22 protein-coding genes are annotated in these 26,857 nt (G+C 54.1%); 16 read left to right on the plus strand and 6 right to left on the minus strand.

Annotated elements, in window-relative coordinates:
• The first annotated feature begins 3 nt into the window (after positions 1 to 3).
• The 5 genes from IAD09_00055 to IAD09_00075 all read left to right on the plus strand — a co-directional run bounded on the left by IAD09_00055 (position 4) and on the right by IAD09_00075 (position 5,851).
• Positions 4 to 1,419, plus strand: a complete 1,416-nt coding sequence (locus tag IAD09_00055; protein HIT80630.1) for an SUMF1/EgtB/PvdO family nonheme iron enzyme — start codon at positions 4 to 6, stop codon at positions 1,417 to 1,419.
• A 24-nt stretch (positions 1,420 to 1,443) separates the two neighbouring features.
• Entirely contained in the window at positions 1,444 to 2,430 is a 987-nt protein-coding gene (gene gldL / locus IAD09_00060; GenBank protein ID HIT80631.1) for a gliding motility protein GldL, read from the plus strand.
• Between the two features lie 21 nt (positions 2,431 to 2,451).
• Positions 2,452 to 4,020 carry a gliding motility protein GldM gene (gene gldM / locus IAD09_00065; protein ID HIT80632.1) on the plus strand — a complete coding sequence of 523 codons (1,569 nt, stop codon included), beginning with the start codon at positions 2,452 to 2,454 and terminating at the stop codon, positions 4,018 to 4,020.
• Between the two features lie 26 nt (positions 4,021 to 4,046).
• Complete coding sequence (gldN, locus tag IAD09_00070) at positions 4,047 to 5,159, plus strand: gliding motility protein GldN (protein HIT80633.1); 1,113 nt, start codon at positions 4,047 to 4,049, stop codon at positions 5,157 to 5,159.
• A 200-nt stretch (positions 5,160 to 5,359) separates the two neighbouring features.
• Entirely contained in the window at positions 5,360 to 5,851 is a 492-nt protein-coding gene (locus tag IAD09_00075; protein HIT80634.1) for a PaaI family thioesterase, read from the plus strand.
• A gap of 111 nt (positions 5,852 to 5,962) precedes the next feature.
• On the opposite strand, the gene IAD09_00080 is transcribed toward IAD09_00075, so the two are convergent.
• Positions 5,963 to 7,372, minus strand: coding sequence for an undecaprenyl-phosphate glucose phosphotransferase (locus IAD09_00080; protein ID HIT80635.1), 1,410 nt, complete (start codon positions 7,370 to 7,372; stop codon positions 5,963 to 5,965).
• 647 nt (positions 7,373 to 8,019) lie between these two features.
• On the opposite strand from IAD09_00080, the gene IAD09_00085 reads away from it, so the two are divergent.
• The 7 genes from IAD09_00085 (at position 8,020) to IAD09_00115 (ending at position 16,030) form a co-directional block, all read left to right on the plus strand.
• Complete coding sequence (locus IAD09_00085; protein HIT80636.1) at positions 8,020 to 9,696, plus strand: nucleoside kinase; 1,677 nt, start codon at positions 8,020 to 8,022, stop codon at positions 9,694 to 9,696.
• Positions 9,697 to 9,704: 8 nt separating this feature from the next.
• Positions 9,705 to 10,337, plus strand: a complete 633-nt coding sequence (locus tag IAD09_00090) for an HAD family phosphatase (GenBank protein ID HIT80637.1) — start codon at positions 9,705 to 9,707, stop codon at positions 10,335 to 10,337.
• 54 nt (positions 10,338 to 10,391) lie between these two features.
• The gene (gene rpoN / locus IAD09_00095) at positions 10,392 to 11,846 is read left to right on the plus strand and encodes an RNA polymerase factor sigma-54 (GenBank protein ID HIT80638.1); all 1,455 of its coding nucleotides are present in this window, start codon (positions 10,392 to 10,394) and stop codon (positions 11,844 to 11,846) included.
• A 9-nt stretch (positions 11,847 to 11,855) separates the two neighbouring features.
• On the plus strand, positions 11,856 to 12,479 hold the full coding sequence (locus tag IAD09_00100) for a hypothetical protein (GenBank protein ID HIT80639.1): 624 nt from the start codon (positions 11,856 to 11,858) through the stop codon (positions 12,477 to 12,479).
• A gap of 9 nt (positions 12,480 to 12,488) precedes the next feature.
• A complete protein-coding gene (purE, locus tag IAD09_00105) occupies positions 12,489 to 12,995 on the plus strand; it encodes a 5-(carboxyamino)imidazole ribonucleotide mutase (GenBank protein HIT80640.1) in 507 nt (168 codons plus the stop codon).
• Between the two features lie 88 nt (positions 12,996 to 13,083).
• A complete protein-coding gene (locus tag IAD09_00110; protein ID HIT80641.1) occupies positions 13,084 to 14,874 on the plus strand; it encodes a 4-hydroxy-3-methylbut-2-en-1-yl diphosphate synthase in 1,791 nt (596 codons plus the stop codon).
• A gap of 70 nt (positions 14,875 to 14,944) precedes the next feature.
• Complete coding sequence (locus IAD09_00115) at positions 14,945 to 16,030, plus strand: choloylglycine hydrolase family protein (GenBank protein ID HIT80642.1); 1,086 nt, start codon at positions 14,945 to 14,947, stop codon at positions 16,028 to 16,030.
• 59 nt (positions 16,031 to 16,089) lie between these two features.
• Here IAD09_00115 and IAD09_00120 read toward each other — a convergent pair whose 3' ends face one another.
• Positions 16,090 to 17,934, minus strand: a complete 1,845-nt coding sequence (locus IAD09_00120; protein ID HIT80643.1) for a silent information regulator protein Sir2 — start codon at positions 17,932 to 17,934, stop codon at positions 16,090 to 16,092.
• Between the two features lie 241 nt (positions 17,935 to 18,175).
• On the opposite strand from IAD09_00120, the gene IAD09_00125 reads away from it, so the two are divergent.
• From IAD09_00125 to IAD09_00140, 4 genes are all read left to right on the plus strand, one after another.
• The gene (locus tag IAD09_00125; protein HIT80644.1) at positions 18,176 to 18,733 is read left to right on the plus strand and encodes a DUF308 domain-containing protein; all 558 of its coding nucleotides are present in this window, start codon (positions 18,176 to 18,178) and stop codon (positions 18,731 to 18,733) included.
• 187 nt (positions 18,734 to 18,920) lie between these two features.
• The gene (locus IAD09_00130; GenBank protein ID HIT80645.1) at positions 18,921 to 19,976 is read left to right on the plus strand and encodes a hypothetical protein; all 1,056 of its coding nucleotides are present in this window, start codon (positions 18,921 to 18,923) and stop codon (positions 19,974 to 19,976) included.
• 49 nt (positions 19,977 to 20,025) lie between these two features.
• Positions 20,026 to 21,645, plus strand: coding sequence for an outer membrane protein transport protein (locus IAD09_00135; protein ID HIT80646.1), 1,620 nt, complete (start codon positions 20,026 to 20,028; stop codon positions 21,643 to 21,645).
• A gap of 77 nt (positions 21,646 to 21,722) precedes the next feature.
• Entirely contained in the window at positions 21,723 to 23,816 is a 2,094-nt protein-coding gene (locus tag IAD09_00140; GenBank protein ID HIT80647.1) for a thioredoxin family protein, read from the plus strand.
• Between the two features lie 118 nt (positions 23,817 to 23,934).
• Here the strand turns inward: IAD09_00140 and IAD09_00145 are convergent, their stop codons facing one another.
• From IAD09_00145 to frr, 4 genes are all read right to left on the minus strand, one after another.
• The gene (locus IAD09_00145) at positions 23,935 to 24,429 is read right to left on the minus strand and encodes a dihydrofolate reductase (GenBank protein HIT80648.1); all 495 of its coding nucleotides are present in this window, start codon (positions 24,427 to 24,429) and stop codon (positions 23,935 to 23,937) included.
• Positions 24,430 to 24,439: 10 nt separating this feature from the next.
• A complete protein-coding gene (locus IAD09_00150) occupies positions 24,440 to 25,234 on the minus strand; it encodes a thymidylate synthase (GenBank protein ID HIT80649.1) in 795 nt (264 codons plus the stop codon).
• Positions 25,235 to 25,246: 12 nt separating this feature from the next.
• On the minus strand, positions 25,247 to 26,182 hold the full coding sequence (rsgA, locus tag IAD09_00155; GenBank protein ID HIT80650.1) for a ribosome small subunit-dependent GTPase A: 936 nt from the start codon (positions 26,180 to 26,182) through the stop codon (positions 25,247 to 25,249).
• Positions 26,183 to 26,260: 78 nt separating this feature from the next.
• Entirely contained in the window at positions 26,261 to 26,821 is a 561-nt protein-coding gene (gene frr, locus IAD09_00160) for a ribosome recycling factor (protein ID HIT80651.1), read from the minus strand.
• Positions 26,822 to 26,857: the final 36 nt, after the last annotated feature.

Consider the following 26,857-nt stretch of genomic DNA (forward strand, 5'->3'; position numbering starts at 1 on the left):
TATATGAAACGATACATCTCATTCCTCGGCCTGGCAGCACTACTGAGCGGCTGCGCCGCCACAGGGAGCTCCAACGGCGGAGAACTCACCGGCGTGGGCGGCATGGCTTGGGGCGAACCCACTCCTTACGGCATGGTCTTGGTGAAACGAGGGTCCTTTGAAATGGGGCACAACGAGAGCGACAGCCTGTGGGGCACACGGCCCAACGCCCGTTCGATTTCGGTTGATGCCTTTTGGATGGACGATACCGAAATCACCAATTCGGAATATAAGCAATTTGTATATTGGGTACGCGACTCCATTATCCGTGAACGGCTGGCCGACCCGGCCTACGGCGGCAACGAGACATTCAAAATCGAAGAAGACCGCGATGGCAACCCGGTGACCCCGCACCTCAACTGGGCCAAAGCCATTCCCTGGCGCAATCCCACCGAAGATGAGGCCCGCGCCATCGAGAGCGTGTACCGCATCGACCCCATCTCGGGGAAACGGGTACTCGACGTTGCCCAACTCAACTACCGCTACGACGTGTATAACCACACCGAAGCCGCCAAACGCCGCAACCGCATGGACCCGGCGCGCCGCATACTCAATACCGACATCACACCGAGCAATGCCGAAATCCTCATTTCGAAAGATACGGCCTATATCAATGACGACGGACAAATCGTCACCCAAACCATCATACGGCAACGCCAGAGCGAATTTGACTTCCTCAACACCTACATCATCAATATCTATCCCGACACGACCGTGTGGGTCAACGACTTCGACAATGCCTACAACGAGCCCTACATGCGCATGTATTTTGCACACCCGGGCTACAACGACTATCCGGTCGTGGGTGTGTCGTGGGAGCAGGCCAATGCCTTCTGCGTATGGCGCACCAACCTCCTCCGTTCATCGATGATGCAAGACCGCATGACCGAGCCTTACCGCCTCCCCACCGAAGCCGAATGGGAATATGCGGCACGAGCCGGCAAGAATGAGAACAGCTACCCGTGGGACGACAACGGAACCCTGACCGACAAAGGTTGCTTCTATGCCAACTTCAAACCCATGAAGGGCAACTACCTGCAAGACGGGAACCTGATTACCTCCCGCGTCGGCATCTATCCGCCCAACGAATTCGGCCTCTATGACATGGCCGGTAACGTATCGGAATGGACCTCGACCGCCTACACCGAATCGGTCGACCGCTACACCAGCGACATGAACCCCGACTATCGCTACAATGCCGCCAAGGAAGACCCCTACCGCATGAAACGGAAAATCGTGCGCGGCGGCTCCTGGAAAGATGTGTCGAACTTCGTCCGCTCCGACATTCGCATGTGGGAATACCAAAACGAACAACGCTCCTACATCGGATTCCGCTGCGTGCGCACACAAGTGGGATTTGCCAAAGGTCGCAGAAATTAAAAAACGAACAAACTGTTAGCCATTATGGGAAAATACAAGAGATATAAAAACAGCATCGAAAAATTCCTCTCAGGTGACTCGGGAAAACGATTTTTCAACTTTGCATACAGTATAGGCGCCGCCATCGTCATTTGGGGTGCCCTCTTCAAGATACTGCACCTCCCGGGCGGCAATGTCATGCTCTCGATAGGCATGGGCGTGGAGGTCCTGATGTTTATCCTCACCGCCTTCGACCGCCCGGCCAAAGAATACCACTGGGAAGAGGTGTTCCCCGTGCTGGCCTCGAAAGACCCCGAAGACCGTCCCGACTTCAAGGGCGGTAACGGCGGTGGCATCGTCATCAATGGAAACATCTCGGGCGACGGCGGCGTGGTCGTCTCGGGCGACGATGCCCGGCGCATCGCCGGCATTCCCTCGAACATCGACGTGAGCGAGGAAGATACCAAGAACCTCTCCGACAGCATACAGAAACTCTCGGCAGCCGCCGACCAGATTTCCCGCATGGCCGAGCTTACCGACGCCACCCAAAAATATCTCGACCAGATGGCCGCCATCTCGGAACAGATGATGCAGTTCCGCCAAGCCACCCAGTCGCTCACCGACGTGTCGAACCTCCTGCTCGACTCCTACCGCAACATCACCGACAACAGCGACGGCATCACCAACAACACCCAGGGCTACGTCGAACAGATGGAATCGCTCAACCGCAACATCGCCGGGCTGAACACCATCTATGAAATACAGTTGAAGAGCATCAGTTCGCAGCTCGACAACATCGACCGCGTGAACGTGGGCCTGCGCAACATACGCGAGATGTATGAAGGCTCGATGCACGACAGCTCGCGCTACTGCGAAGAGGTCGAAAAGATGACCCGCTACATGGCACAACTCAACTCGGTATATCGCAATATGCTCACCGCCATGACGGTCAACATGTATAACCAACCGGCTCCCCGACAGGAACAACCGCAAAACCCGACTTCGACCGAGGATACCCCGGGTAACGCATAACCCACCCAGCAAAAACGGAATATGGCATCACACAACTCAAATCTGTCGCCCCGGCAAAAGATGATAAACCTCATGTATATCGTCTTGACCGCCATGCTGGCCTTGAACGTGTCGTCGGACGTCCTCAACGGATTCCGGCAGGTCGAGGAAGGGCTGGTGCGCACGACCGAGAACGTCGCGGCACAGAACGAGTCGCTCTATGACGAACTGTCGACCTACTACCACAACAACCCCGAGAAATCGGGCGAGTGGTACCACAAGGCGACAGCCGTGCACCAGCATACCGACTCGCTCTATGACTACATCGCGACCTTGAAACAACGCATCGTGCGCGAAGCCGACGGGAAAAATGGCGACGTCAACAACATCGAACGGCAAGACGACCTCGAAGCCGCCTCGTTCATCATGCTCTCCCCCACGACACGCGAGGGGCGCAAACTGCGCGAAGCCCTCATCGGATATAGCGAAATGGTGAACGAAATGATCAGCGACACGGTAAAACAACGGCTCATCAACGAATACCTCTACCCCCGCATGTCGAAAACCGCCGTGGGCGAAAAGAAAACGACCTGGGAAGAAGCCAACTTCGAAAACATGCCGGTCATCGCAGCCATCACGCTGCTCACCAAGATTCAAAGCGACCTGCGCTCGGCCGAAAGCGAGATTCTGCACACGCTGCTGAAAAACATCGACAAGGGCGATGTGCGTGTAAATCAACTCAACGCCTATGTCATTCCCTCGTCAAAGACCGTGATTCGAGGCAGCAAATACTCGGCCAACATCGTGCTGGCAGCCATCGACACAACAATGGCCCCCATCATCAACATCGGTGGCGAGCAACTGCCCCAAAGCAAGGACGGGCTCTATGAAGTGACCTGCAACCGCTCGGGCATCTACACCATCGACGGGTACCTCGAAGTGCCTCACGGCGACGGTTCGTCGACCCAGCACCCCTTCCACACCACCTACACGGTGGTAGAACCCTCGGCCACCGTCTCGGCCACGATGATGAACGTGCTCTATGCCGGCATCGACAACCCGCTGAGCATCTCGGTACCCGGTGTTCCCAACCACGCGGTATCGGCTTCGGTCACGGGCGGACGCATCACCCGGCAAAGAGACATCTGGCAGGTGCGGCCCTCGAAAGTGGGCGAGGACGTCGTCATCACCGTAACGGCCAACATGAACGGCCGCAACCAGGTGGTGAACACAACCACATTCAGGGTGCGCCAACTGCCCGACCCCATGCCCTTCATCGCCTACAAGGACGACAATGGGAACATACAGCGGTATAAAGGCGGCCGCCCCTTCCCCAAAGCCCGCCTGCTCGCGGCTCCTGGCATAGAGGCCGCCATCGACGACGACCTCCTGAATGTCGAATATACCGTGTTGAGTTTCGAAACCGTATTTTTCGACTCCATGGGGAACGCCATACCCGAAGTATCGGACGGCAACAAGTTTTCACAACGGCAGAAAGACAGTTTCCGCCGACTCTCGCGCGGCAAACGCTTCTACATCTCCCGTGTGAGGGCCATCGGTCCCGACGGCATAGAGAGAGACCTCTCTCCCATCGAAATCATTGTAAACTGATAGTAACGCACAAGTAACATATGAATATGAAAATCACGGTAAAACATCTGTTGGTCCTCCTCGGCCTATGTGCCGTACTCCCGATATGCGAGGCACAAAACACGGTGGTACGCCGTAGCAGTACGGCAAACAGTAGCAGAGCCGGACAAAGCGGACTCACCACGAGAGCCAGAACGCTCTACCAGACAGAGGCCGCCTCAGAAGCCGACGTACCTTGGAGCCGCAGCATCTATCGACAAATAGACCTTACCCAAGAAAAGAACATGCCCCTTTATTACCCCGAAGAGGTCATCGACGGACAGGAAAATCTGTTCCGGGTTCTGCTGGGTCTTGTCGCCACCAACAAAATCACGGTCTATGAATACCTCGACGGCCGCGAAATATTCACCGAAGAGTACGAGGTGAAAGTCGAAGACATGCTCGAACGCTTCCACATCTTGTATGAACTGAAAGCCGGCCGCACGGCCAAACGCAACACCTACATCATCGAAGAGAGCGACGTGCCGTGCAACGAGGTGTTGTCGTACTATGTGAAAGAGAAATGGATATTCGACCAGCGTTCCTCGACCTGCTACCCGGTCATCGAAGCCATCTGCCCGGTACTGCACCGTGTGGGCGATTTCGGGGGAGAACCCATACGCTACCCGATGTTCTGGGCCAAGTATGAAGATATCCGTCCTTTCCTGGCCCAACACTACATCATCACCGACAACATGAACAACGTGCGCAACTATACCTACGACGATTTCTTCAAGCTGCGCATGTTCTCCGGTGAAATTTACAAGACCCAAAACCTGCAAAACATGTCGCTCATGCAACTCTATCCCACCCCCGAGGCCCAAGACAGCGCCCGGCAGGTCATAGAACGCCAGCTGCAACAGTTCGACAACAGCTTGTGGGTAGCCGACACCGAAGAGGAAACAACGACATCGAAAAAATCGGCTCGCGACGAAGTGAAAAGCGAAGCGACGGCCACAGACGTCATGGCCGAAGAGCCGAAAGCATCGACACGTTCATCGAGAGGTACCGTGAAAAACGATGAACCGAAAGCCTCAAAAAGTAGTCGTACCAAAACCGTAAAACAACGCAGCAGCAGTCGCAGCTCGGCTCCCACCTACTCGGTGCGCCGCACCCGTTGACAAGAATCAATAACTAAACGAACAGAGGCAGTAACCATACTTGATTTTTGGTTACAGCCTCTGTTCGTTTATACTACACATCGAGCGGCAAAAAAGAGGCGGCAAGATATCGCCTTTAAGAAAGAATCGTTACATTTGTAGAGTGTACCTCCGGCCTTTCCCGCGAAGCCATGGTACAACAACACAAAAAATTTACGATTATGAAAAAAATCATCAATCCCTGGCTACACAAGGAGGGATATTACTGTTTTGGCTGCGCCCCCAACAACGATGCCGGCGTAAAGATGGAATTTTATGAAGACGGCGACGAGGTGGTGAGCGTGTGGAAACCCCAACAGAAATATCAAGGTTGGATCGACACCTTGCACGGCGGCATACAGGCCGTGTTGCTCGATGAAATCTGCGCATGGGTCATCTTGCGCAAATTGCAGACGACGGGGGTCACGTCGAAAATGGAGACCCGCTACATGAAATCGATTGCCACGACCGACCCCTATGTCATACTGCGGGCTCATATCACAGAGCAAAAACGCAACATTGTCTTTCTCGAAGCGACCATAAGCAACACCAAGGGTGAAGTATGTACCAAAGCCGTGTGCACCTACTTCACCTTCTCTCCCGAAAAAGTGCGTGACGAGATGCGCTTCCTCGGTTGTGAGACCGAAAACGAAGAGGTCAACCCGCTGCCATAGGCACCGCTTCCGGCACCCGGCTATCCCGACTTTTTTATACCCCCTTCATGCCACAAGGCCCCGCTCTTTTCGCAAGAGCGGGGCCTTGGCTTTATATCGAAGGAGAAGGCGTCAATAAGCTTTTTCCTCGCCGTGTATCATGTTGGAAACGGTCTTGAATATGATGCGCACATCGAGCCAGAAGCTCCAATGTTCGAGGTACCAAATGTCGGCCTGCACGCGACCAGCCATCTCCGAGAGTTTCTTGGTCTCTCCGCGGAAACCATTGACCTGAGCCCAACCGGTAATACCGGGCTTCACAAAGTGACGCACCATATAGCGGTCGATAAGGTGGGAGTATTCTTCGTTGTGTTTGAGCATGTGGGGACGCGGTCCCACAATACTCATATCGCCCTTGAACACGTTGATAAACTGCGGCAACTCGTCGAGGTTGGTCTTGCGCAGGAAATTGCCCACCTTCGTCTTCCGGGGATCGTCCTTGGTCGCTTGCAACGTATCGCTTTGCGCATTGACCTTCATGCTTCGGAACTTGATGCACTCAAAGACCTTACCGTCCAGTCCGTTCCGTTTCTGTTTGAAATAGATGGGGCCGGGCGACGAGAACTTGATGGCAATGCCCACGGCAATGTATATAAACGGATAAATCGTGCACAAGAAAAGGCCCGAAACCACTATATCGAAGAGACGTTTGACAAAGCGTTTGCCGGGGCTGCTCAACGGCTCCCGGCGAATGGCCAGTACGACGACATCGTCGAAAGTTTCCATCACCATATTGCGTTTCAAATAATTTCGCATATTGGGAACGCTGTAAAAGCGGATAAGATTCCCTTCGCAATAATCGATGATGGGCAATATGTCGGCCGCCCGGTCGGAAGTCAAACCGCAATAAAGCTCTCCAATATCGTTGTGCCGGGCAAGCCAAGGAAGCGTATCGGCGACATTGCCCAACTTCACCACCTTCGGGGGAAAGCCGACCAACTCTTTATCGGTAAACACCCCCAAGAGATTATACCCCATAAAAGAGACCTGCATTTTTTCGGCAATCTCTTTCAGGTTGTCTCCATCTCCGACAATGACCACATTTACCGTATCGCGCTTTCTTATACGCAAATTCTGAACGATACGGCGCAAGAACAGGCGTTCGAGTGAGACGAATATGAAGAGCAACAAATAATAAAGCAACATGAGTTTCCACGACTGGGAGAGCGTGTTGTCCATGTAAGAAAGGAATGCCATGATAAGGAAATGATCGATAACAAGCCGCATTACTCTTGCCAACACATGTTCGGTTCTGACAATACGGTTGAAAAGGACCACTCCGGTCAACTTGAAGCAAATGACATAAAAGACATTGACCGTAATCCAATGATGTGGGTCGGTCATGTCGATGACATGCCACGACAGGTAGTTAGCGAGTGCATAAAGCAACCAGTAAAGACCATTCGCGACGAGCAAGTCGCCCAATAAGGCAAGGAATTTATAGTAGGGATAGTTCCGCGTCGAGGAGTAACTGTTGAGCATACAATTCTTTTTTTGTCTGTTGAGGTACCGTCATGAATCTTTGAGATTCCCAAAAACAGGACCTTTCCATTCCACCAAACTTCTTATAACACAAAAAACATATTCTATTAGAGAAGAGATATTTCTCTCCTTCAAAATTTTCCCCTTTCGTCATCACCTCCCTACATAGAAGAGATGCGACAACAACATCAGTAGGACAAAAATACAACACCAAAAAGATTCTCACAAATTTCTGCTCTTTTATTTTATAAAAATATTTTTCAAGCTTTCATACCGAATGCAAAATCAGTCCTAAACACTACTAAAAATCAATATATTACAGTTCGCATTTCATGATAATATTTTTTGAAATCGGTATATTAACCCCATCAAACGGCAAAAAGCACAAAATGGCTCCCCGAAAAAGGGGCGCAAATCGGGGAAACAGGCAAAAGTGGAGGAAAACAAATGCGGTAGATGTAACAAAAAGTCGAAAAAAGTATAAAGTATCGCTTATAATATGCCGCTGACATGGTATTCTCGAAATAAATGCCTATCTTAGCTACGCAGACTCTTGCCCGGCCCCCCTACAGCAGGAGATGCAGAAACGACGACCGATGTCGAAGGGCATTGCTTTTTTGCTTTCACGGCGAAATCAAGAAACGATTATGGGAAATCAAGTAGAAATCATTTGTAAAAACAACGGTAAAACCCTTCTTGTCGATGAGGGTACGGCACTCATCGACATCTATAAGAAGGCCGGTGTAGAACTGCCTTACGAGGTACTGTGCGCACAGGTAAACAACCGCACCCGCGACCTGTCTTACCGGGTGTACCAGCCCAAACAGGTGGACTTTGCCGACGCGTCCCACATCATGGGAATGCGCATGTATGTACGCTCGCTCTGTTTTGTTCTCTACAAGGCGGTCACCGAATTATACCCCGGCACTCGATTGCGCATCGAGCATTCGGTTTCGAACGGCTATTTCTGCTGTCTCAACCAAAGAGAGGAAATTCCCGACTCCACGGTGGCGCTTCTCAAAGAACGCATGCACGAAATCATCAAAAAAAATCTGCCCTTCGAGCGCATACAATCGGCAGCCGATGTGGCAATAGAGCACTTCAAGTCGCAAGACATGATAGACAAGGTCGACCTCATCGAAACCCTGCAACCGCTCTATGCCACCTATTACAAACTGGGAAATCTCTACGACGTATATTATGAGTACCTGTTGCCTTCGACGGGATACCTCAAAGTCTTTGACTTGATAAAATACCACGATGGCATGCTGCTCATTCCGCCACAAAGGAAAAACCCGAATGAACTCTCAGAGGTCATTCCGCAAGACAAGATGTTCAACGTATTCAAAGAGAACCTCAAAATATCTGAAATCGTCGGGCTGAACAATGTGGGCGACATGAACCGTTCGATATTGAGACATACCTCGGGCGACTTGATAAAAGTAACCGAGGCGTTGCACGAAAAACAGATTTCCCGCATCGCCGACCAAATCACGGCACGCCACAACAGCGAGAAGGGCGGGGCCAACATCATTCTCATATCGGGTCCGTCCTCATCGGGAAAAACGACATTCTCGAAACGGTTGTCGATACAACTCATGACCAACCTGCTGATACCCATTACCATCTCGCTCGACAACTATTTCCTCGACCGTGACCAAACTCCACGCGACGAAAACGGCGACTACGACTACGAATCGCTTTATGCCCTCGACTTGGAACTCTTCAACCGGCAACTCAACGACCTGCTGCAAGGCAAGGAAGTGAGCCTGCCCACCTACAATTTCGAAACCGGAAAAAAGGAGTATCACGGCAATACCCTGCGCATGAAAGATTCGGACGTACTCCTGCTCGAAGGAATCCATGCCTTGAACCCGGCACTAACACCCAACATCGAAGCACGGCAAAAATTCCTCATCTATGTGTCGGCGCTCACGACCCTGTCCATTGACGACCACAGCTGGATACCGACGGCCGACAACCGCCTCTTGCGGCGCATCATCAGAGACGAGAAATATCGGGGCACGTCGGCACAGAAAACCATTGCCCGCTGGGCCAGCGTGCGAGCCGGTGAAGAGAAGTGGATATTCCCCTACCAGGAAAATGCCGACGCCATGTTCAACTCCTCCCTGCTCTTCGAGCTGGCCGTCATCAAGCAACAGGCCGTGCCCGCGCTGATGTCGGTACCCGAAAGTTGTCCCGAATATGATACGGCCAAGCATCTCCTGAAACAGCTCTACTATTTCCTGCCTCTCGAAGAGAACGAAATACCCTCGACTTCCCTCCTGCGCGAATTCCTCGGAGGCAGCAGTTTCATCTATTGACACCGACCATGCGCAACGACATCGACGCCGTGTTCACCGATTTCGGAGGAGTCCTTCTTCGTCTCGATTTCAACCGGTGCTTTGAAGCATTCAGGCAACTGGGCGCTACAATGGCACCCGAAGAGGTACTGTTCCGCTCCCCCGCATTTATCGAGGCCATGCACCGCCTCGAAACCGGAGAAATGAGTGGTGACACATTTTTCGCCACCTTACGCGAATTATTGCATCTCTCCGCCCCGAACGAGGCCATACAATCGGCTTGGAACACAATCATCGGAGACATACCTCGCTACAAAATCAATGTCATACGCGAAATACGCCGCCACTACCGCCTCTACATGGTGAGCAACACCAATGCACCGCACTTCGACTACACACGGGAGGTGCTTTTCAGAGAAGAGGGGCTGACGGTCGATGACTATTTCGACAAGCTCTACCTCTCGCACGAATTACATGCATTGAAGCCCAACGCCGACTTCTACGACAAAGTACTGAAAGACAGCGGAGAGAATCCATCGCGAAGCCTGTTCCTCGACGACCTCGCCGCCAACATTCAAGGAGCACAACGAGCCGGATTCCAAACCTGCCTCATCGACCCCGAGGAGAATCTACGGAAAAAGATAGATGAATTATTGGCGTAATCGAAGAAAATGAGCTATCTTCGTTTGCGGAATCGAACCCCAGAGAACACTGCCATGCTCAAACAAGAACAGAAACTTCAACAACGCCAGACTTTGTCTCCGCAACAAATACAGGCCATACGTCTCCTCGAATTGCCCGAGATAGAGTTGGAAGAGCAAATCAAGCAGGAACTCATCGACAATCCCGCCCTCGATGAGGGCGATGCACATGCCTCGGCCGAGGAAGAAAACGACATAACGCCCGAAGAGGACGCCTCGGGCAACGAAAGTGCCGAAGACCTGCTCATGGGCGACTACAACAACAACGACGAAGTACCTTCTTACATCGACCGTGAGATTCCCGGCGAAAATGCGCCCCGCGAAGAGATTCCCGTCTCGGGGGGCACCACGTTCCACGACTACCTGCTCGAACAGCTGCACCTGCGGGAATTGTCCGAAGCCGACAAGCAGATTGCCGAATACATCATCGGAAACATCGACGACAACGGTTACTTGCAGCGTACCCTGCCGGCCATATCGGACGACCTGATGTTCCAAGTGGGACTCGACGTGCCGATCGGGAAACTGAGCGAATTGTTGCAAGTCATTCAAGACTTCGACCCGGCAGGCGTGGGAGCCACCGACCTGCAAGAGTGCCTGAAACTCCAACTCGAACGCCGCCGGGGCACGGCCGCCACACAACTGGCCTATGAGATAATAGACAAGGCTTTCGAGGCATTCAGCAAACGCCACTATGAAAAGATACAACGGCAGTTCGACATATCCGAAGAAGAACTCAAAGCCGCCGTGCAGGAAATTTCACAACTCAACCCCAAACCGGGAAGCAGCTGGAACGACAGTTTTACCGAGAGCATGACCCACATCAGCCCCGATTTCCTCGTCGAGGAAAACGATGGCGAGCTCTCCCTGTCGCTCAACAACAGCAACATACCCACCTTGCGCATCAGTCGCAACTACAACGAGATGCTGAGCGACTACACGGGAAACAGGGCCAACCAGACCCGCGAGAAACGGGACACCCTGCTCTTTATCAAACAGAAAATCGACGCCGCCCAGTCGTTTATCAACGCCATCGAGCAACGGCAACAGACCCTCCTGGCCACCATGCAAGCCATACTCGACCGGCAACGCGACTTCTTCCTCACAGGCGACGAAAGCCGCCTGCGCCCCATGATTCTGCGCGACATTGCCGAAGAGACCGGCTATGACATATCGACCATCTCCCGCGCCACGAGCAACAAATATGTGCAAACGCCCTATGGGGTGTATCCGCTGAAATATTTCTTTTCGGAATCGATGCAAAGCGAGTCGGGCGAGGAGTTCTCGTCGCGCGAAATCAAAAAAATCTTGCAAGAAAGCATCGACAACGAAGACAAACGCGCACCGCTCACCGACGACAAGTTGTGCGAACTGCTGAAAGAGAAAGGCTACGCCATCGCCCGGCGCACCGTGGCCAAGTACCGAGAGCAACTGGGGGTTCCGGTTGCCCGCCTGCGAAAACTCATTTAACATTGAGACATGAAGAAAACGGCTCAAATCTTATCGATACTGTTCCACCCTTACCTCCTGCCGCTCTACGGGGGGCTCCTTGTCGTATCGTACAGTTTTCTCGAAATACTTCCCCTCGCCATCAAGGCGCTCATCGTGGGTGGGATATTCCTCTTCTCGGGTGTATTGCCCATGCTGTTCCATCTCACCCTCTCCCTCTTCTACTGGAACAAAAGCGACAAAAAACCCTATGTGCGGCTCACCGAAATCCTGCTCTACACGGTGTTTCTCTTTTTTGCCGCGTTCTACATGCACCGGCTCAGCCTGCCGTTCTGGGTCGAAAGCTATCTGGCCGGAGCCGGCTTGGCATCGGCCATCGTGTGGATTGTCAACGTCACCGGCTGGCGCATCAGTTTCTTCATGAGCAGCTTGGGAGCTCTCATGGGACTCGTCATTGTCCTGCTGATTGCCGGATTCCCGATACCCGTCGGCCTGTTTGTCCTCCTCATCGCCATCACCGGCATGGTGGGTACCGCCCGACAACTGCTCGACCGCAACACCTTGGCACAGATTCTGACCGGCTGGGCCAGCGGAATCATTGCCGTATTGGTGGTCATGCTACTCATTCAACGACATTTATTACCCTATCTATAACCGACTCTTATGAATCCGATTGTAAGCATTATCATGGGCAGCACCTCCGACCTGCCCATCATGGAAAAAGCCGCACAACTGCTGAACGACTTCGAAATACCATTCGAGATGAACGCATTGTCGGCACACCGCACCCCCGAAGAGGTTGAGACATTTGCCAAGAATGCCGAAGCCCGCGGCATCAAAGTCATCATCGCCGCCGCCGGCATGGCCGCGCACCTGCCCGGCGTCATCGCCGCATCGACCCCGCTGCCGGTCATCGGCGTACCCATCAACTCGTCGCTCGACGGCATGGACGCCCTGCTCGCCATCGTGCAGATGCCCCCGGGCATTCCCGTGGCAACGGTAGGCATCAACGCCGCTCTCAACGCCGCCATACTGGCCGTGCAGATGCTCTCGCTCGGCGACGAGAAAATCGCCGGCAAACTGAAAAACTACAAGAAAGGACTGGCCAAGAAAATCGTCGATGCCAACGAAAAACTGGCTCAGGTAAAATATCCTTTCAAAACCAACTAATCTGTCAACAACTCCGATTGCCGATGCCGGGAGATGCCACAAAGGCTTCTATTGCCCGACGCGGCAATCGTTTTTTATTTTTCGCGCCATGGACCTTTTTAATTACCACCGCCGCCCCACCACCGAAGTTCACATCGGCAACACGCCCCTGGGGGGAGACAACCCCATACGCATACAGTCGATGACCAACACGCACACCCACGAAACCGAAGCCAGTGTCGAACAATGCGTGCGCATCATCGAGGCCGGAGCCGACTATGTGAGACTCACGGCACAGGGTACCCGCGAGGCCGAGAGCCTGGCCGTCATCGAAGAGGAGCTGCACCGCCGGGGCTACCACACCCCGCTGGTGGCCGACATACACTTCAATCCCCATGTGGCCGACCTGGCCGCCGGTATCGTGGAGAAGGTGCGCATCAACCCCGGGAATTTCGTCGACAGTGCCCGCACCTTCAAGCACATCGACTACACCGACGAGGAGTATGCCGCCGAGTTGCAGCGACTGCGCACACGGTTTGTCGCCCTGCTCGACATTTGCCGCGCACACCACACGGCCATACGCATCGGCGTCAACCACGGCTCATTGTCGGACCGCATCATGAGCCGCTACGGCGACACGCCCGAGGGCATCGTCGAGTCGTGCATGGAGTTCCTGCGCGTGTGCCGCGAAGAGAAGTTCGACGACGTGGTCATCTCCATCAAGGCTTCCAATACGGTGGTTATGGTAAAATCGGTGCGGCTGCTTCTGGCCGCACTGGACAAAGAAGAGATGCACTACCCCCTGCACTTGGGCGTGACCGAAGCCGGTGAGGGGGAAGACGGTCGCATAAAATCGGCCGTAGGCATCGGCACGCTCCTGGCCGACGGCATCGGCGACACCATACGGGTATCGCTGAGTGAAGCCCCGGAAGCAGAAATCCCCGTCGCCCGCAAACTGGTCGACTACATCACTGCCCGCGCCGGGCACCCGCACATCGAAGGCTCAGCCTGCCCCGCTCATGATTTCCTGTGCATGGAACGGCGAGAAACTCTCGCCGCAGGCAACATCGGAGGTGGGAAAGTGCCGGTCACCGTTGCCGATGCCAAAGGCAGCGGTGAAGTATCACCCGATTATGTATATTCATCTCGCGAGAAACAGATAATCGCCGGCGGCGACGAGTCGTTCAAGGCCCCGCTTTACACCTGTGGCGAATTGTCCCGGCTGGCAGCTTCGACAGCCGAGGTAAAATTCCTGCAACTCTCCTACCCCGAACTGAACGATGCGGTGTGGGAAACCCTTGCCCGCACAAGCGGTCTCGTCGTCGTGCTCACGACCCGGCACATCAACCCCGTAGGGGAATGCCGCGCATTCTTCCACGCCCTGCTCAACCACGCATGCCGCGTACCGGTCATCGTGCAACTCTCTTACCAGGAAACCGAACTCGAAAATCTGCAAATCAAAGCGGCGGCCGACTTCGGTGCCCTGCTGCTCGACGGTTTTGCCGACGGCATCTGGTTGCGCAACGAGGGGAATATCCCGGCCGGAAAAATCACCGCCTGCATGTATGCCATCTTGCAGGCTGCCCGCCAACGCACCAGCAAGACCGAGTACATCTCCTGTCCGGGTTGCGGACGCACGATGTTTGACCTGACGCAGACCATAGCCCGGGTAAAGGCGGCCACGTCGCACCTCAAAACGCTGAAAATAGGCATCATGGGGTGTATCGTAAACGGGCCGGGCGAAATGGCCGACGCCGACTACGGATATGTGGGAGCGGGCCGCAACCGCATCAGCCTCTACAAAGGGAAAGTGTGCATCGAAAAGAACATTCCCGAAGAAGAGGCGGTGGAACATCTCATCGCCCTTATCAAAACGAATGGTGACTGGATAGATCCGTAAACTTTTATGCCTTCCTATCGGTTATAACATAAGACCTTCCATAAGGAATCATCTCTAAACACTCAACAATATGGTACGTTTTCATACGCCCTTTTGGGCACTTCTCGTGCTACTGACTTTGGCCACCGACCCGGCCAAAGGCTGCACCGGCATCACCCTCAAAACGACAACTGGTACCTCCATCGTCGCCCGCACCATCGAATGGGGCGGCAGCAACCTCAACAGCCGTTATGTCATCGTACCCCGAGGGTATGTCCAATCGTCGTACCTACCCGACGGGAAAAAAGAGGGCATGACATTCAGCGCCCGGTATGGCTATGTGGGACTGGCTGTCGAGCAAGACGAATTCGTGGCCGAAGGCATCAACGAAGCCGGTTTGTCGGCAGGACTCTTCTACTTTCCCGGCTACGGGAAATACCCGGCTTACGACCCGGCCCTGAAATCGAGGAGTATCGCCGACCTGCAACTGGTATCCTGGATTCTCGGTGAATGCGAGACCGTCGACGACGTAAAAAAGGCCGTCAACCGCGTTCGTGTTGTCTCCATCAATCCACAGGCTTCGACCGTACACTGGCGGTTCACCGATACCAGCGGCCGCCAAATCGTGCTCGAAATCATCGACGGGAAAGCGCAATTCCATGACAACACGCTGGGTGTGCTCACCAATTCGCCCGACTTCACCTGGCAAATGACCAACCTCAACAACTATGTAAACCTTGCACCGGGCACAAGCCGGCCCCGCCAACTGGGGAGCGTATCTCTCGCCTCATTTGGAGCCGGGAGCGGCATGCTCGGCCTGCCCGGCGACATCACCCCGCCCTCCCGATTCGTGCGAGCCGCCTTCTACCAATGTTCCGCACCGCCGCAACAAGACGCGGAGCAAACGGTAAGGCAGTGTTTCCAGATTCTCAACAACTTCGACATTCCCATCGGCATCGAATTTTCCGAGGGGGAGACTCCGACCGATATTCCCAGCGCCACGCAATGGACCTCAGCAACCAACCCGCAAGACAAAACGATTTATTACCGGACGATGTATAACAGCCTCATACGCTGCATCGACTTGAAGAAAATCGATTTCGGGAAAATCAAATATCAAGCAACCCCACTCGACAAAGTCGACCGTCAACCGATAGAACGCATATCGATAAAATAAAACAAAGCGCGATGAAATGATTTTTCATCGCGCTTTGTTTACAGGGACAACAGCCCGCCTTATTCACCCAAATAATAAGAAGGAACCGGGGCTTGCGGATAGCCCATGGAACGATGGGCCACATAATTGCGGTAGAGGGCATCTTGCATGAGCGTGACACGCCGGTCGCGCGCCGGTATGTTGGTCGTGTAGATGCGAATCTCACCCGGCAGGGCGGTAACAATCTCTTCGCGCCAATCGCCGAAGAGGTCGGCAATCATGAGTATGTCGCCACGAATGCCATCGGTAACAGTCTCTCCTTTCCACTTCACGATTTTCTGTGAACGTCCTTCGGAAGAAGAGCCTGCCCCCCAACGGCTGCCATCGCCGACAAAGGTCTCACGCAACAGGTCGGCGTCCCACCAAGCCCAGTTGCGGCAAGGGGGAACCGCTTCGTTCTTGCCCAAATAGGTTCCGTCGGCCGCCAGGAGGTATTTGTCGGTGCTTCCCCCTTTACGGTCTTCGCTGGCAAAGCATTCGAGGCCGGGACGCGTGGTATCGATGTCGGTCACCATGCCGTCACCGACATGGAAGGTCTTGTGACCGATGTTCCATATCGACTCGCCGGTGCGCGCATCGACCATGCAGACGCCACGACCCTGGTCGTTCCAAGGCTCAATGCACAAAAACACTTCGAGACCGGGACGATTGGGGTCGATGTCGGTGAGATAGACTTTGTCGGGGTGTCCCAATCCGGCCGACCACAACAGGGTGCCGTCATCGTCGAGCATGCACGACCCGAGCAATATCTCGTCGCGGCCGTCCTCATCGACATCACCGCATACCATGTTGTGGGCTCCCATGCTGCGCACAATGGGATTCTCTTCGTCCCCGTCCCAGCGCCAAGCGCGTTCGAGTCTCGTACCGTTGAGCTGCCAGGCATCGACCACCATGAGCTTGTAGGTTCCGCGGCACGCCAGTATGTAGGGAGTCTTGCCGTCGAGGAAGGCCATGCCTATCTGGTTGCGGTTGCGGCGAATCAGATTGCCATAACGGAAATTTCGCTCGGGCCAATCGACGCGGTCTATCTCCTCGCCGGTCATTCCGTCGAGCACCGAAAGATATTCTTCTCCGGTATCGACACGACCTTTGGCGTCACGCTGCACATTGTCGGGCGCCGTCTTCAAGGCCACTTCGGCCTTGCCGTCGCCATTGAAGTCATAGACGACATAAGGCGAATACCAAATACCGGGCTCTATGCCCTGTCCCAGGTCTTTCGACCACAAGAAGGTACCATCGCTCAGATAGGCTTCGATTTGGTAAGTCTTCCCGTTCAAGTCACCGGGCATGCCGGGGTCGACATTGCTTTCGGGGGTGCGTATGATATAATCATAGACCCCGTCGCCGTTCAGGTCGGCCACGGCCACCTTACCGGCTTTGACGGGACGGTTGAGTTTTATCGACAGGTAATTTTTGCCCGACTCGGGAGCGAAAGCCACGAAAGGCGACTTTTCGAGCACTTTTCCACGTCCGTCGAGAGTGGCCACTTGGTAACGAGCACCTTCGGGAGCCGGCGATTCATCGACGAAATCGGTCGTCGTTTTCAGCGGTTTACGGTTGAGCTTTTTCACCTTGCCGTCCACTTCGCGATATACGTTGAATGCCACGTCGGGGGCATCACTCTGCAACAGTCGCCAACTGAGATAGAGGGTTCCCTCTTCTTTTCCCGGCAAGATTGTCAGTCCGCGGTCGAGACGTTCCCCCACCCGGGTCGTGGCAAACCCTTCGACGGGGGCTTTGGGTTCATGCGAAGGGCTGAGTATTTCGTAATAATAGTGCCGTTCGCGGGAATCTTGGGCATTCGCGCCGACAGGCACACTTCCGAGCAACAAGGCCGCAAGGGCTATCCAAGACTTGTTTTTCATGAGACAGGATTTCGATTAAAAAGGTTAAACTTCGATATATTGAGAAACGAAATAACGATATTCCCGCTACATATCCAATCGTGGGCAGCTAATTATTGTTAATGATGCCGGCCAAGAGCGACGAAGAAGGAGGGCGAAGGAGACAAAGGACAAGGGGGTGGATACTCAAAAATGAGGGAATGGGCAAAACTTTCGACCCCGGGGATTGTTTGTAGGGTATACTTACTTAAAAAAAACGTTTATGGAAATGACAGTAATTTCTTTCTGGGGGAAAAGCCGCTATTGGTGGGCGCTCCTGGTGATCGGGGTACTCTTGATACCCTGTGGCGTGTGGCTGGTGGCAAGCCCGGCAGCCGGATATGCAGCCTTGTCGTCGCTGCTGGGTTGGGCCCTGATTCTGCTCGGTGTGCTCGAACTGGTCATTGCCAGCGACACGGGCCGTCACACACACGGCTGGGGCTGGTGGATTGCCGGCGGCATACTCGACATTCTCATCGGATTCCTACTTGTGGGCAATTTGGTGCTGAGCGAGATTGTCCTGCCCTACTTCTTCGCCTTTGCCTTACTCTACCGCGCCATAAAAAACATCATTGCCGGCATTACCCTCGACAAGGCTTATCAGGGCCGTTGGCTCTATCTGCTTCATGGCATCTTACTATTGGTCGCCTCGCTTTTCTTCTTCCTGGCGCCCTTCCTGGCCACCATCGTCATGGTGTATGTCTGCGCCTTCATTTTCATTTATTGGGGAATCAGCCTCATCGTATTTTCGTTTGACTTGAAACCCGAACGCCGCGCATAACCGCCGGCCATTCTCCTAAAAAAACGAAAAACGCCGATGTGTACCGGCGTTTTTCGTTTTTATTCACTATTCCGGGAGAGCTTTTTTCGCTCTTTAAGACTATCTTTGCCTTTGATTCATTAAACTTTACCGTGGATTTTGTGTCAAAAAAGAAACGACAAAATTCGCAAAGGAAAGGAGGTCCATCATGAAAAATCTTTGCCACATACTGGCGATTGTCTCAATCCTCATCGGAGGGACGGAGATAGCATCGGCTCAATATTGGGACGACTTGTACATACGCCCCAGCACACGCGACGAAATCAGACAACAGAGAGAAAAACAGGCCGAACAGGAACGTGCCGAGGCCGAGAAAAAACGGGCCGAAGCCGAACAGACCTATGTGCCCGACAGCCTGTGGAACGTCGACGCATACAACCGCCGGTATGAAGTACCCGAAGAGACGGCCTATGACCCGGAGGCCACCGTCGAAACCGCGGGGGAAGACACCACCCCGTATGCCGACAACGAGGGGTACTACCTGAACGGTTTCTACGGCACGCAAAGCGACCTCGAATATGCCGAACGCATACGCAAATTCCATAACCCGCGTTTCACGGTACACATCACCGACCCGGCTTATACCGAGATTTATTTCTTGAATTCCAACGATTGGAACGTATATATCGACGGCACTTATGCCTATGTCACCCCCACATGGACCAATCCCTGGTATTGGGACTACATGTGGTCGCCATACAGCTATTGGGGACCGTCGTGGAGATGGAGCTCATACTATTGGGGCTGGGGATACCCCTACTACGGATTCGGTTGGAGCTGGGGTTATCCCTACTATCATCACCATCATCACCATTACGGACCGGCCCCTCGTCCCCCGCACCGACCCGACTACCGCCCCGCCCCGTCTCAACGGCCGTCATACAGCCCCGGCGGGTGGAGTTCCCGTCGTCCCGGCAGCAATACCAGCGTCACCCGGCCATCGGGCACCAACAGCAACCGGGTCATCACCAACTCGCAAAATCAACGGGTACGGCTGGGCAATACCTCGCGGTCGTCGCAACGGCAAAGCACGACCCGGCAAATCGAGACACAACGCAATTATAACCAACGTTACACCCCGAGCTACAACAGCAACTCATCACGCGGAAGCAGCATCAGCAGCGGAAGCAGCGGTTCGTCGAGAGGCAGCATGAGCGGGGGAAGCCGCGGAGGAACCGGCGGAGGCAGCCGCAGCCGCCGATAAGAGAGGGACCGTTTGGAACAATATCGAACGTTTATAAGAGCATATCATCATGTATAAGATAACGAAAAAAATAGGGCTGCTGCTCTTCCTGACCGCCGGATTCGCAGCCAACACCTCGGCACAATCGGCCATCGAGGCGCTGAAACTGACCGATACCGACCTGCTCGGCACCGCCCGCTTTGTAAGCATGGGCGGCGCATTCACCGCTCTGGGTGGAGACATCAGCACCTTGTCGCAAAACCCGGCCGGGATAGGCGTCTACCGCACCAATGAGGTGGTCACGACCCTCACCATCGCCCCCCAATCGACACAGGTCACCAATTTGGCCGGGAACAGCCGCAACAGCAAGACTCGCGTCAACTTCGACAATCTGGGATTTGTGGGCACCTTCAATTTCCGCGGCACCATGCTACGCAACATCAACTTCGGCGTGGCCTACAACAGCCGCAAGAACTACGCCCGCAACTACCGGGTCAATTACAACTCGCTCAACGGCTCACTCACCAACGCCATCGCGGGGCTGTGCAGTGAGAACCCCAATAACCTGCTCACGTCAAACGGGGCTTATGAGAACGGTGCGGCATGGCTCGACGTGCTCGCCTACGACAATTTCCTCATCGCCTACTCCCCCACGGCAACGGCAGCCAACAACAGCTATTACGGCCTGTTTGCCGACGGAAGCACTTCGGGCAACGGATACCTCGATGTGCGGGAAAGCGGGTATAACAACGAATACACCTTCAACTTCGGCGGGAACATCGCCGACCGCGTATTCTTCGGCATCGGCGTCGGGGTGACCGACCTCAAATACGAACTCATATCGGACTATGGCGAAAACCTTTACGGGACAAACGGCGAGACCGAAATCGACGCCACGCTCTATCCCATGACCACATCGGAATATTCGCTCTACAACGAGCTGGTTCTCAACGGGACGGGCGTCAACTTCAAGGCCGGACTCATCGCCTACGTCACCAACTCGTGGCGCATCGGAGCCGCCATACACACCCCCACCTATTATTCGGTGCGCCGCACCGCCTATGGCGACATCATCAACAACTACATTTACCTCGAAAATCAACTCGAAACGCAAGCCCGCTCGCAAAGCGACACCCCGGTGTCGACCCAGCACTTCTCGTTGCGCACCCCCCTGCGTTTCATGGTGGGCACCTCCTACCAGATAGGCTACAAGGCCATCATCAGCGCCGACTATGAATACACGGCCTACTCAAAAATGAAGATGAGCGACGAGAACGGCTATGAAGATGTTTATGCCTATGACAACAGCGACATCGGCAACTACTTGAAAAATACCCATACGATACGCGTCGGCGGGGAATACCGCGTCACCCCGCAGTTGAGCCTGCGGGTAGGCTACTCCTACACCAGCAGCCCCGTCTCGGACGACTGGCTCGACAACCGCGTGTATGTCCCCACGGCCGGCACCTTGCCCAGCTACTCCCTGGGACGCACCAAGAACAACTACTCGGGAGGCATAGGATACCGCTTCCGTCACGTTTACATCGATGCGGCCTACATGCACCGCCGCACCAGCGAAGAGGTCATGGCCTACTCGGCGATTCCGGAGAAAAATATCTCCGGGTCGGAAATTGCCCACTTGATAACGAAAAATAACAATATAATTCTTACCTTTGGGGTGAAATTTTAAGAATAGAACCAAGCGGCTCTTTTTTTCACGAAAGAGGATTTATAATAGAGACAATAAAAACAACCTGAAATAAAACAATGAAAAAACTGATTTTCCTTCTCGGATTCCTCCTGACATTCGGTTTGGGACAAGCACAGATGCAAGACCCGGTTCATTGGAAATTCTCCATGACCGATGTGTCTAAAACCGAAAAAGAGTTACAATTCACAGCCAAAATCGACGACCATTGGCATGTCTACGGATTACACATTCCCGAAGACGGACCCAATCCCACCTCATTCACCTTCACCTCGGTCGAAGGAGCCGAACTGGTGGGTGAAGTAACTTCGCCGTCGAATCTGATTACAAAGTATGACGAGACTTTCGGCATGGAGCTCAACTGGTATGAAAAAGAGGTCACCTTCGTCCAACGCATCAAACTCACCGGCGAGACCTTCACGGTAAAAGGCTATCTGCGCTATATGTGCTGCGACGACCAGTCGTGCCTGCCCCCGACCAGCGAAGAGTTTGAGTTCACTGGGAAAGGACTTTCGGCTGCCGACATAGCAGCTGCCGCCGCCAAAACGGCGCCGAAAAAAGAGGTGAAAAAAGAATCGGCCAAGCCGGTTGAAAAAAAAAATAACGAGACCGTAAAAGCCGAGACGCAACCCGCTACCCCGGCAACCGAGGCTGCCCAACCCGCACAGGAGCAAGTGGTCGAGAACACACCGGCGCCCCAAACGGCAACCATCGATTTGTGGACTCCCGTCATCGACAAACTGCAAGCCCGCGGAGAGACAACAGCCGCGGCCGACACCTCGTTCTGGTTTCTCTTCTTCTCGGGATTCGTAGGCGGCCTGTTGGCCCTTCTCACCCCCTGCGTGTGGCCCATGATTCCCATGACGGTAAGTTTCTTCCTGAAACGCTCCAACAACCGCCGCCGCTCGATACGCGACGCCATCATTTACGGGCTGGCCATCATCATCATCTACGTCGGCCTGGGATTGCTCATCACCGCCATCTTCGGCGCCAGCGCCCTCAACAGCCTCGCAACGAACGCAGTCTTCAACATCTTGTTCTTTGCCCTGCTGGTGGTATTTGCCATCTCCTTCTTCGGAGCTTTTGAACTGACTCTCCCCGCTTCGTGGACTACGAAACTCGACAGCAAGGCCGACTCGACCAGCGGTCTGCTGAGTATCTTCTTCATGGCATTCACCCTGGTTTTGGTATCGTTCTCCTGCACAGGTCCCATCATCGGCACCCTGCTGGTACAAGCCGCCTCGATGGGCGTCGCCATAGGCCCGGCCATCGGTATGTTCGGTTTCGCCTTGGCACTCGCCATTCCGTTCGCCGTGTTTGCCATCTTCCCCTCGATGCTGCAATCGCTGCCGCGCTCGGGTGGCTGGCTCAACTCGGTAAAAGTGGTACTGGCCTTCCTCGAACTGGCCTTCGCCTTGAAATTCCTCTCGGTAGCCGACTTGGCTTACGGCTGGCACATTCTCGACCGCGAAGCCTTCGTTGCCCTGTGGATCATCATCTTCGCCCTGCTCGGTATCTACCTGCTCGGTAAAATACGCTTCTCGCACGACAGCGAGACGCAACATGTGTCGGTTCCCCGCCTCTTCCTGGCCATGATTTCCCTGGCTTTTGCCCTATACATGGTACCCGGCCTGTGGGGCGCTCCGCTGAAAGCCATCAGCGCCTTCGCTCCCCCGTTGTCGACCCAGGACTTCAATCTCTACAAAGACGAAGTACACGCCGCTTTCATGGATTATGACGAGGGCATGGCCTATGCCAAGAAGGTGAACAAACCCGTTCTTATCGACTTCTCGGGCTATGGTTGCGTGAACTGCCGCAAAATGGAGGCCGCCGTATGGACCGACCCCGCCGTGAAAGACGTCATCGAGAATGACTATGTGCTCATCACCCTCATGGTCGATGACAAGGAGTCGCTTCCCGAACCGATAAAAATCGAGGAGTATGGCAAAACCCGCACCCTCTACACCGTGGGTGACCGTTGGAGCTACCTGCAACGCCATAAATTCGGAGCCAATGCACAACCGTTCTATGTGCTGCTCGACACCAAAGGCGAACCGGTAGGCCCCTCCTACTCCTACAAAGAAGATGTTCCCGCCTATCTCGAATTCCTGAAAAACGGATTGAAGGTTTTCAACGCCGAGAACAAACGCTGATACATCACAACCGTCCATAAGAAAAGGGCCGCTCTCCAAGGAGCGGCCCTTTTCTTATTTTATGCACATCGGGAGATGCAGGCAGGCGGTATTAGCCGCGCCGATGAGAAACCCGGCATCAACGACGCCGGTAGGTCACAAAAGAATAGGGATAGGCGTGACGGTCGTCGGCCGGGAAATCCTCCCGCTCCACCTCTTCCCACACAGCGGGGTCTATCGCGGGGAAAAAGGTATCAGCATCGGGAAAATCGTGGTGTATCTCGGTGATGTAGAGCTGCCGGGCATCGTCGATGGCAGCCTTGTATAGAGTCGCTCCGCCGATAATGAAAAGCTCCTCTTCATCGGCGGCCGACGCCAACGCCTCGGGCAACGAAGCATAGGCCGAGACCGTATCGGGCAACTGCCCGGGACGCGACGAGAGCACCACATTGCGGCGACGCGGCAGGGGTCCGGCCGGGAGCGACTCGAAGGTGCGACGCCCCATGACGACGGTATGTCCGAGCGTCAACGCCTTGAAATGTTTCAAGTCATTGGGCAGATGACACAACAAGTCATTGTCTTTGCCTATGGCTCCATTGGCAGCCACGGCGGCTATGAGTGAGAGATTCGTCATAAGGAAGGAATTAAACCGAGACGACACCTTTGATATGCGGGTGCGGGTCATACCCGACGAGGGTGAAGTCTTCGTATTTGAAATCGAAAATCGATTTCACCTCGGGATTCAATATCATCTGCGGCAAAGCCCGGGGCTCGCGGGTGAGTTGCAGATGCACCTGTTCGAGATGATTGGTGTAGATGTGCGCGTCGCCCAACGTATGGACGAAATCGCCGGCTTTGAGTCCCGTCACCTGTGCCATCATTTGCAGCAACAAGGCATATGAAGCGATGTTGAAGGGCACCCCGAGGAAAATGTCGGCACTACGCTGGTAGAGTTGCAGGCTGAGACGCCCGTTGGCCACATAGAACTGGAAGAAGGCATGGCAGGGCGGGAGATTCATGTTGTCGAGGTCGGCCACGTTCCAAGAGCTGACGATGATGCGGCGCGAGTCGGGATTGTGTTTGATGGTCTCCACCGCCTCGGCTATCTGGTCGATGTGGCCGCCCTTGTAATCGGGCCACGAACGCCACTGGTAACCATAGATGTGACCGAGGTCGCCGTTGGCATCGGCCCATTCGTTCCAGATGCGCACTCCGTTGTCTTGCAGATATTTGACGTTGGTATCACCTTTGAGAAACCAAAGCAACTCATGGATAATCGATTTGAGGTGCAGTTTTTTTGTCGTCAAGAGAGGGAAACCCTCTTCGAGGTTGAAGCGCATCTGGTGCCCAAACACACTGATGGTGCCGGTGCCCGTACGGTCGGACTTCTTCACCCCTTCGTCGAGAACGCGTTGCAGGAGAGCGAGATATTGTTTCATGATTTTTCGATATTAATAGCCCGAGCGGTACTTACCCTCGGTACTGTCGTCGATGATACTTAAATAGCTGGCATAACGCGAGGCGCTGATGCGATGCTCTTCGAGAGCCTTCAACACGGCACAGCCCGGCTCGTGGCGATGGGTGCAGTTCCCGAAGCGGCAATCGTGGGAGAACTTGAATATCTCGGGGAAGAAATGCGCCACCTCCTCGGGAGCGAAATCGATGGTTCCAAACCCCTTGACACCCGGCGTGTCGATGATATAGCCGCCATCGGGCAATGGGAACATTTCGGAAAACGTCGTCGTGTGCATACCCTTGTGATGCGACTGCGAGATGGCTCCCGTCTTCAAATTGAGCCCGGGCAAGATAAGGTTTATGAGTGACGATTTCCCGACGCCCGAATTTCCGGCAAAGAGGGAGACCTTCCCCCGCAGCAACGTCCGCAGGGTATCGACGCCTTCGCTGGTGGCGGCAGACACAGAGAGGCACTCATACCCGATGTAGGCATACAAGTCGATGAGCCCGCGCAGCAACTGCATGTCGTCATCGTCGTAAAGGTCGATTTTGTTGAAAACCAATTTCACCGGTATGCGATAGGCTTCGGCTGTCGCCAAAAAACGGTCGATGAAGATGAGATTGGTCTGCGGGTGATTGACCGTAACGATGAGCAGAGCCTGGTCGATATTGGCCGCCAGGATATGCGACTCTTTCGAGAGATTCGACGCCCGGCGTATGATGTAATTCTCCCGGTCGTCGATGGAGACGATAAAGGCGGTTCCCTCGTGATTTGCTTCGATGGTCACACGGTCGCCCACGGCAACGGGATTGGTGCTGCGTATGCCTTTGAGGCGGAAATTTCCTTTGATTTTGCACTCGACAAGCGAGCCGTCATCGGTGCGCACCTGATACCAGCTGCCGGTGTTTTTTATGACTAGACCGTGTTGCATATTCGTCTCTCATAGAGAAAGAGAGGAGCCGCCCCCGGCGGGAGTGAATCCTCTCTCTCATGTTGGTTTCGGAGTTTTTTATACGGTGAGTATCTCTTTTTCCTTGGCGGAGAAAATCTCGTCGATTTTCTTGATGAAACGGTCGTGCACTTTCTGCACTTCGTTTTCGCCGTCCTTCTCCACATCTTCGGGCATACCGTCCTTGATGGCCTTTTTCAGTCCGTCGATGGCATCGCGGCGGGCGTTACGCACGCTCACCTTGGCATTCTCGGCCTCTTGCTTGGCCTGTTTTACCAACGACTTGCGACGCTCCTCGGTGAGCGGCGGCATACGCAGGAATATGACTTCGCCGTTGTTTTCGGGCGTGATGCCGATTTCGGAATTTTGCAAGGCTTTCTCTATTTCCTTGAACATGGATTTTTCCCAAGGCTGTATGGTAATCGTCTTGGCATCGGGCGTGGATACGGTGGCTACGTTACTGATGGTAACCATGCTGCCGTAATATTCGACGCGTACTTGGTCGAGAATACGGGGATTGGCCTTCCCGGCGCGTATCGTGGCCAGGGCTTCGTCGAGGAAAGCAACGGTGAGATTCATTTTATCCTCGGCCTCACTGATGTAAGTTTTAACGTCGTTCATATGATATAGGGTATTATATGTTTCGCGATAGCAAAG

It is taken from the genome of Candidatus Caccoplasma merdavium, assembly GCA_018715595.1.
Taxonomy (GTDB): Bacteria; Bacteroidota; Bacteroidia; order Bacteroidales; family UBA11471; genus Caccoplasma; species Caccoplasma merdavium.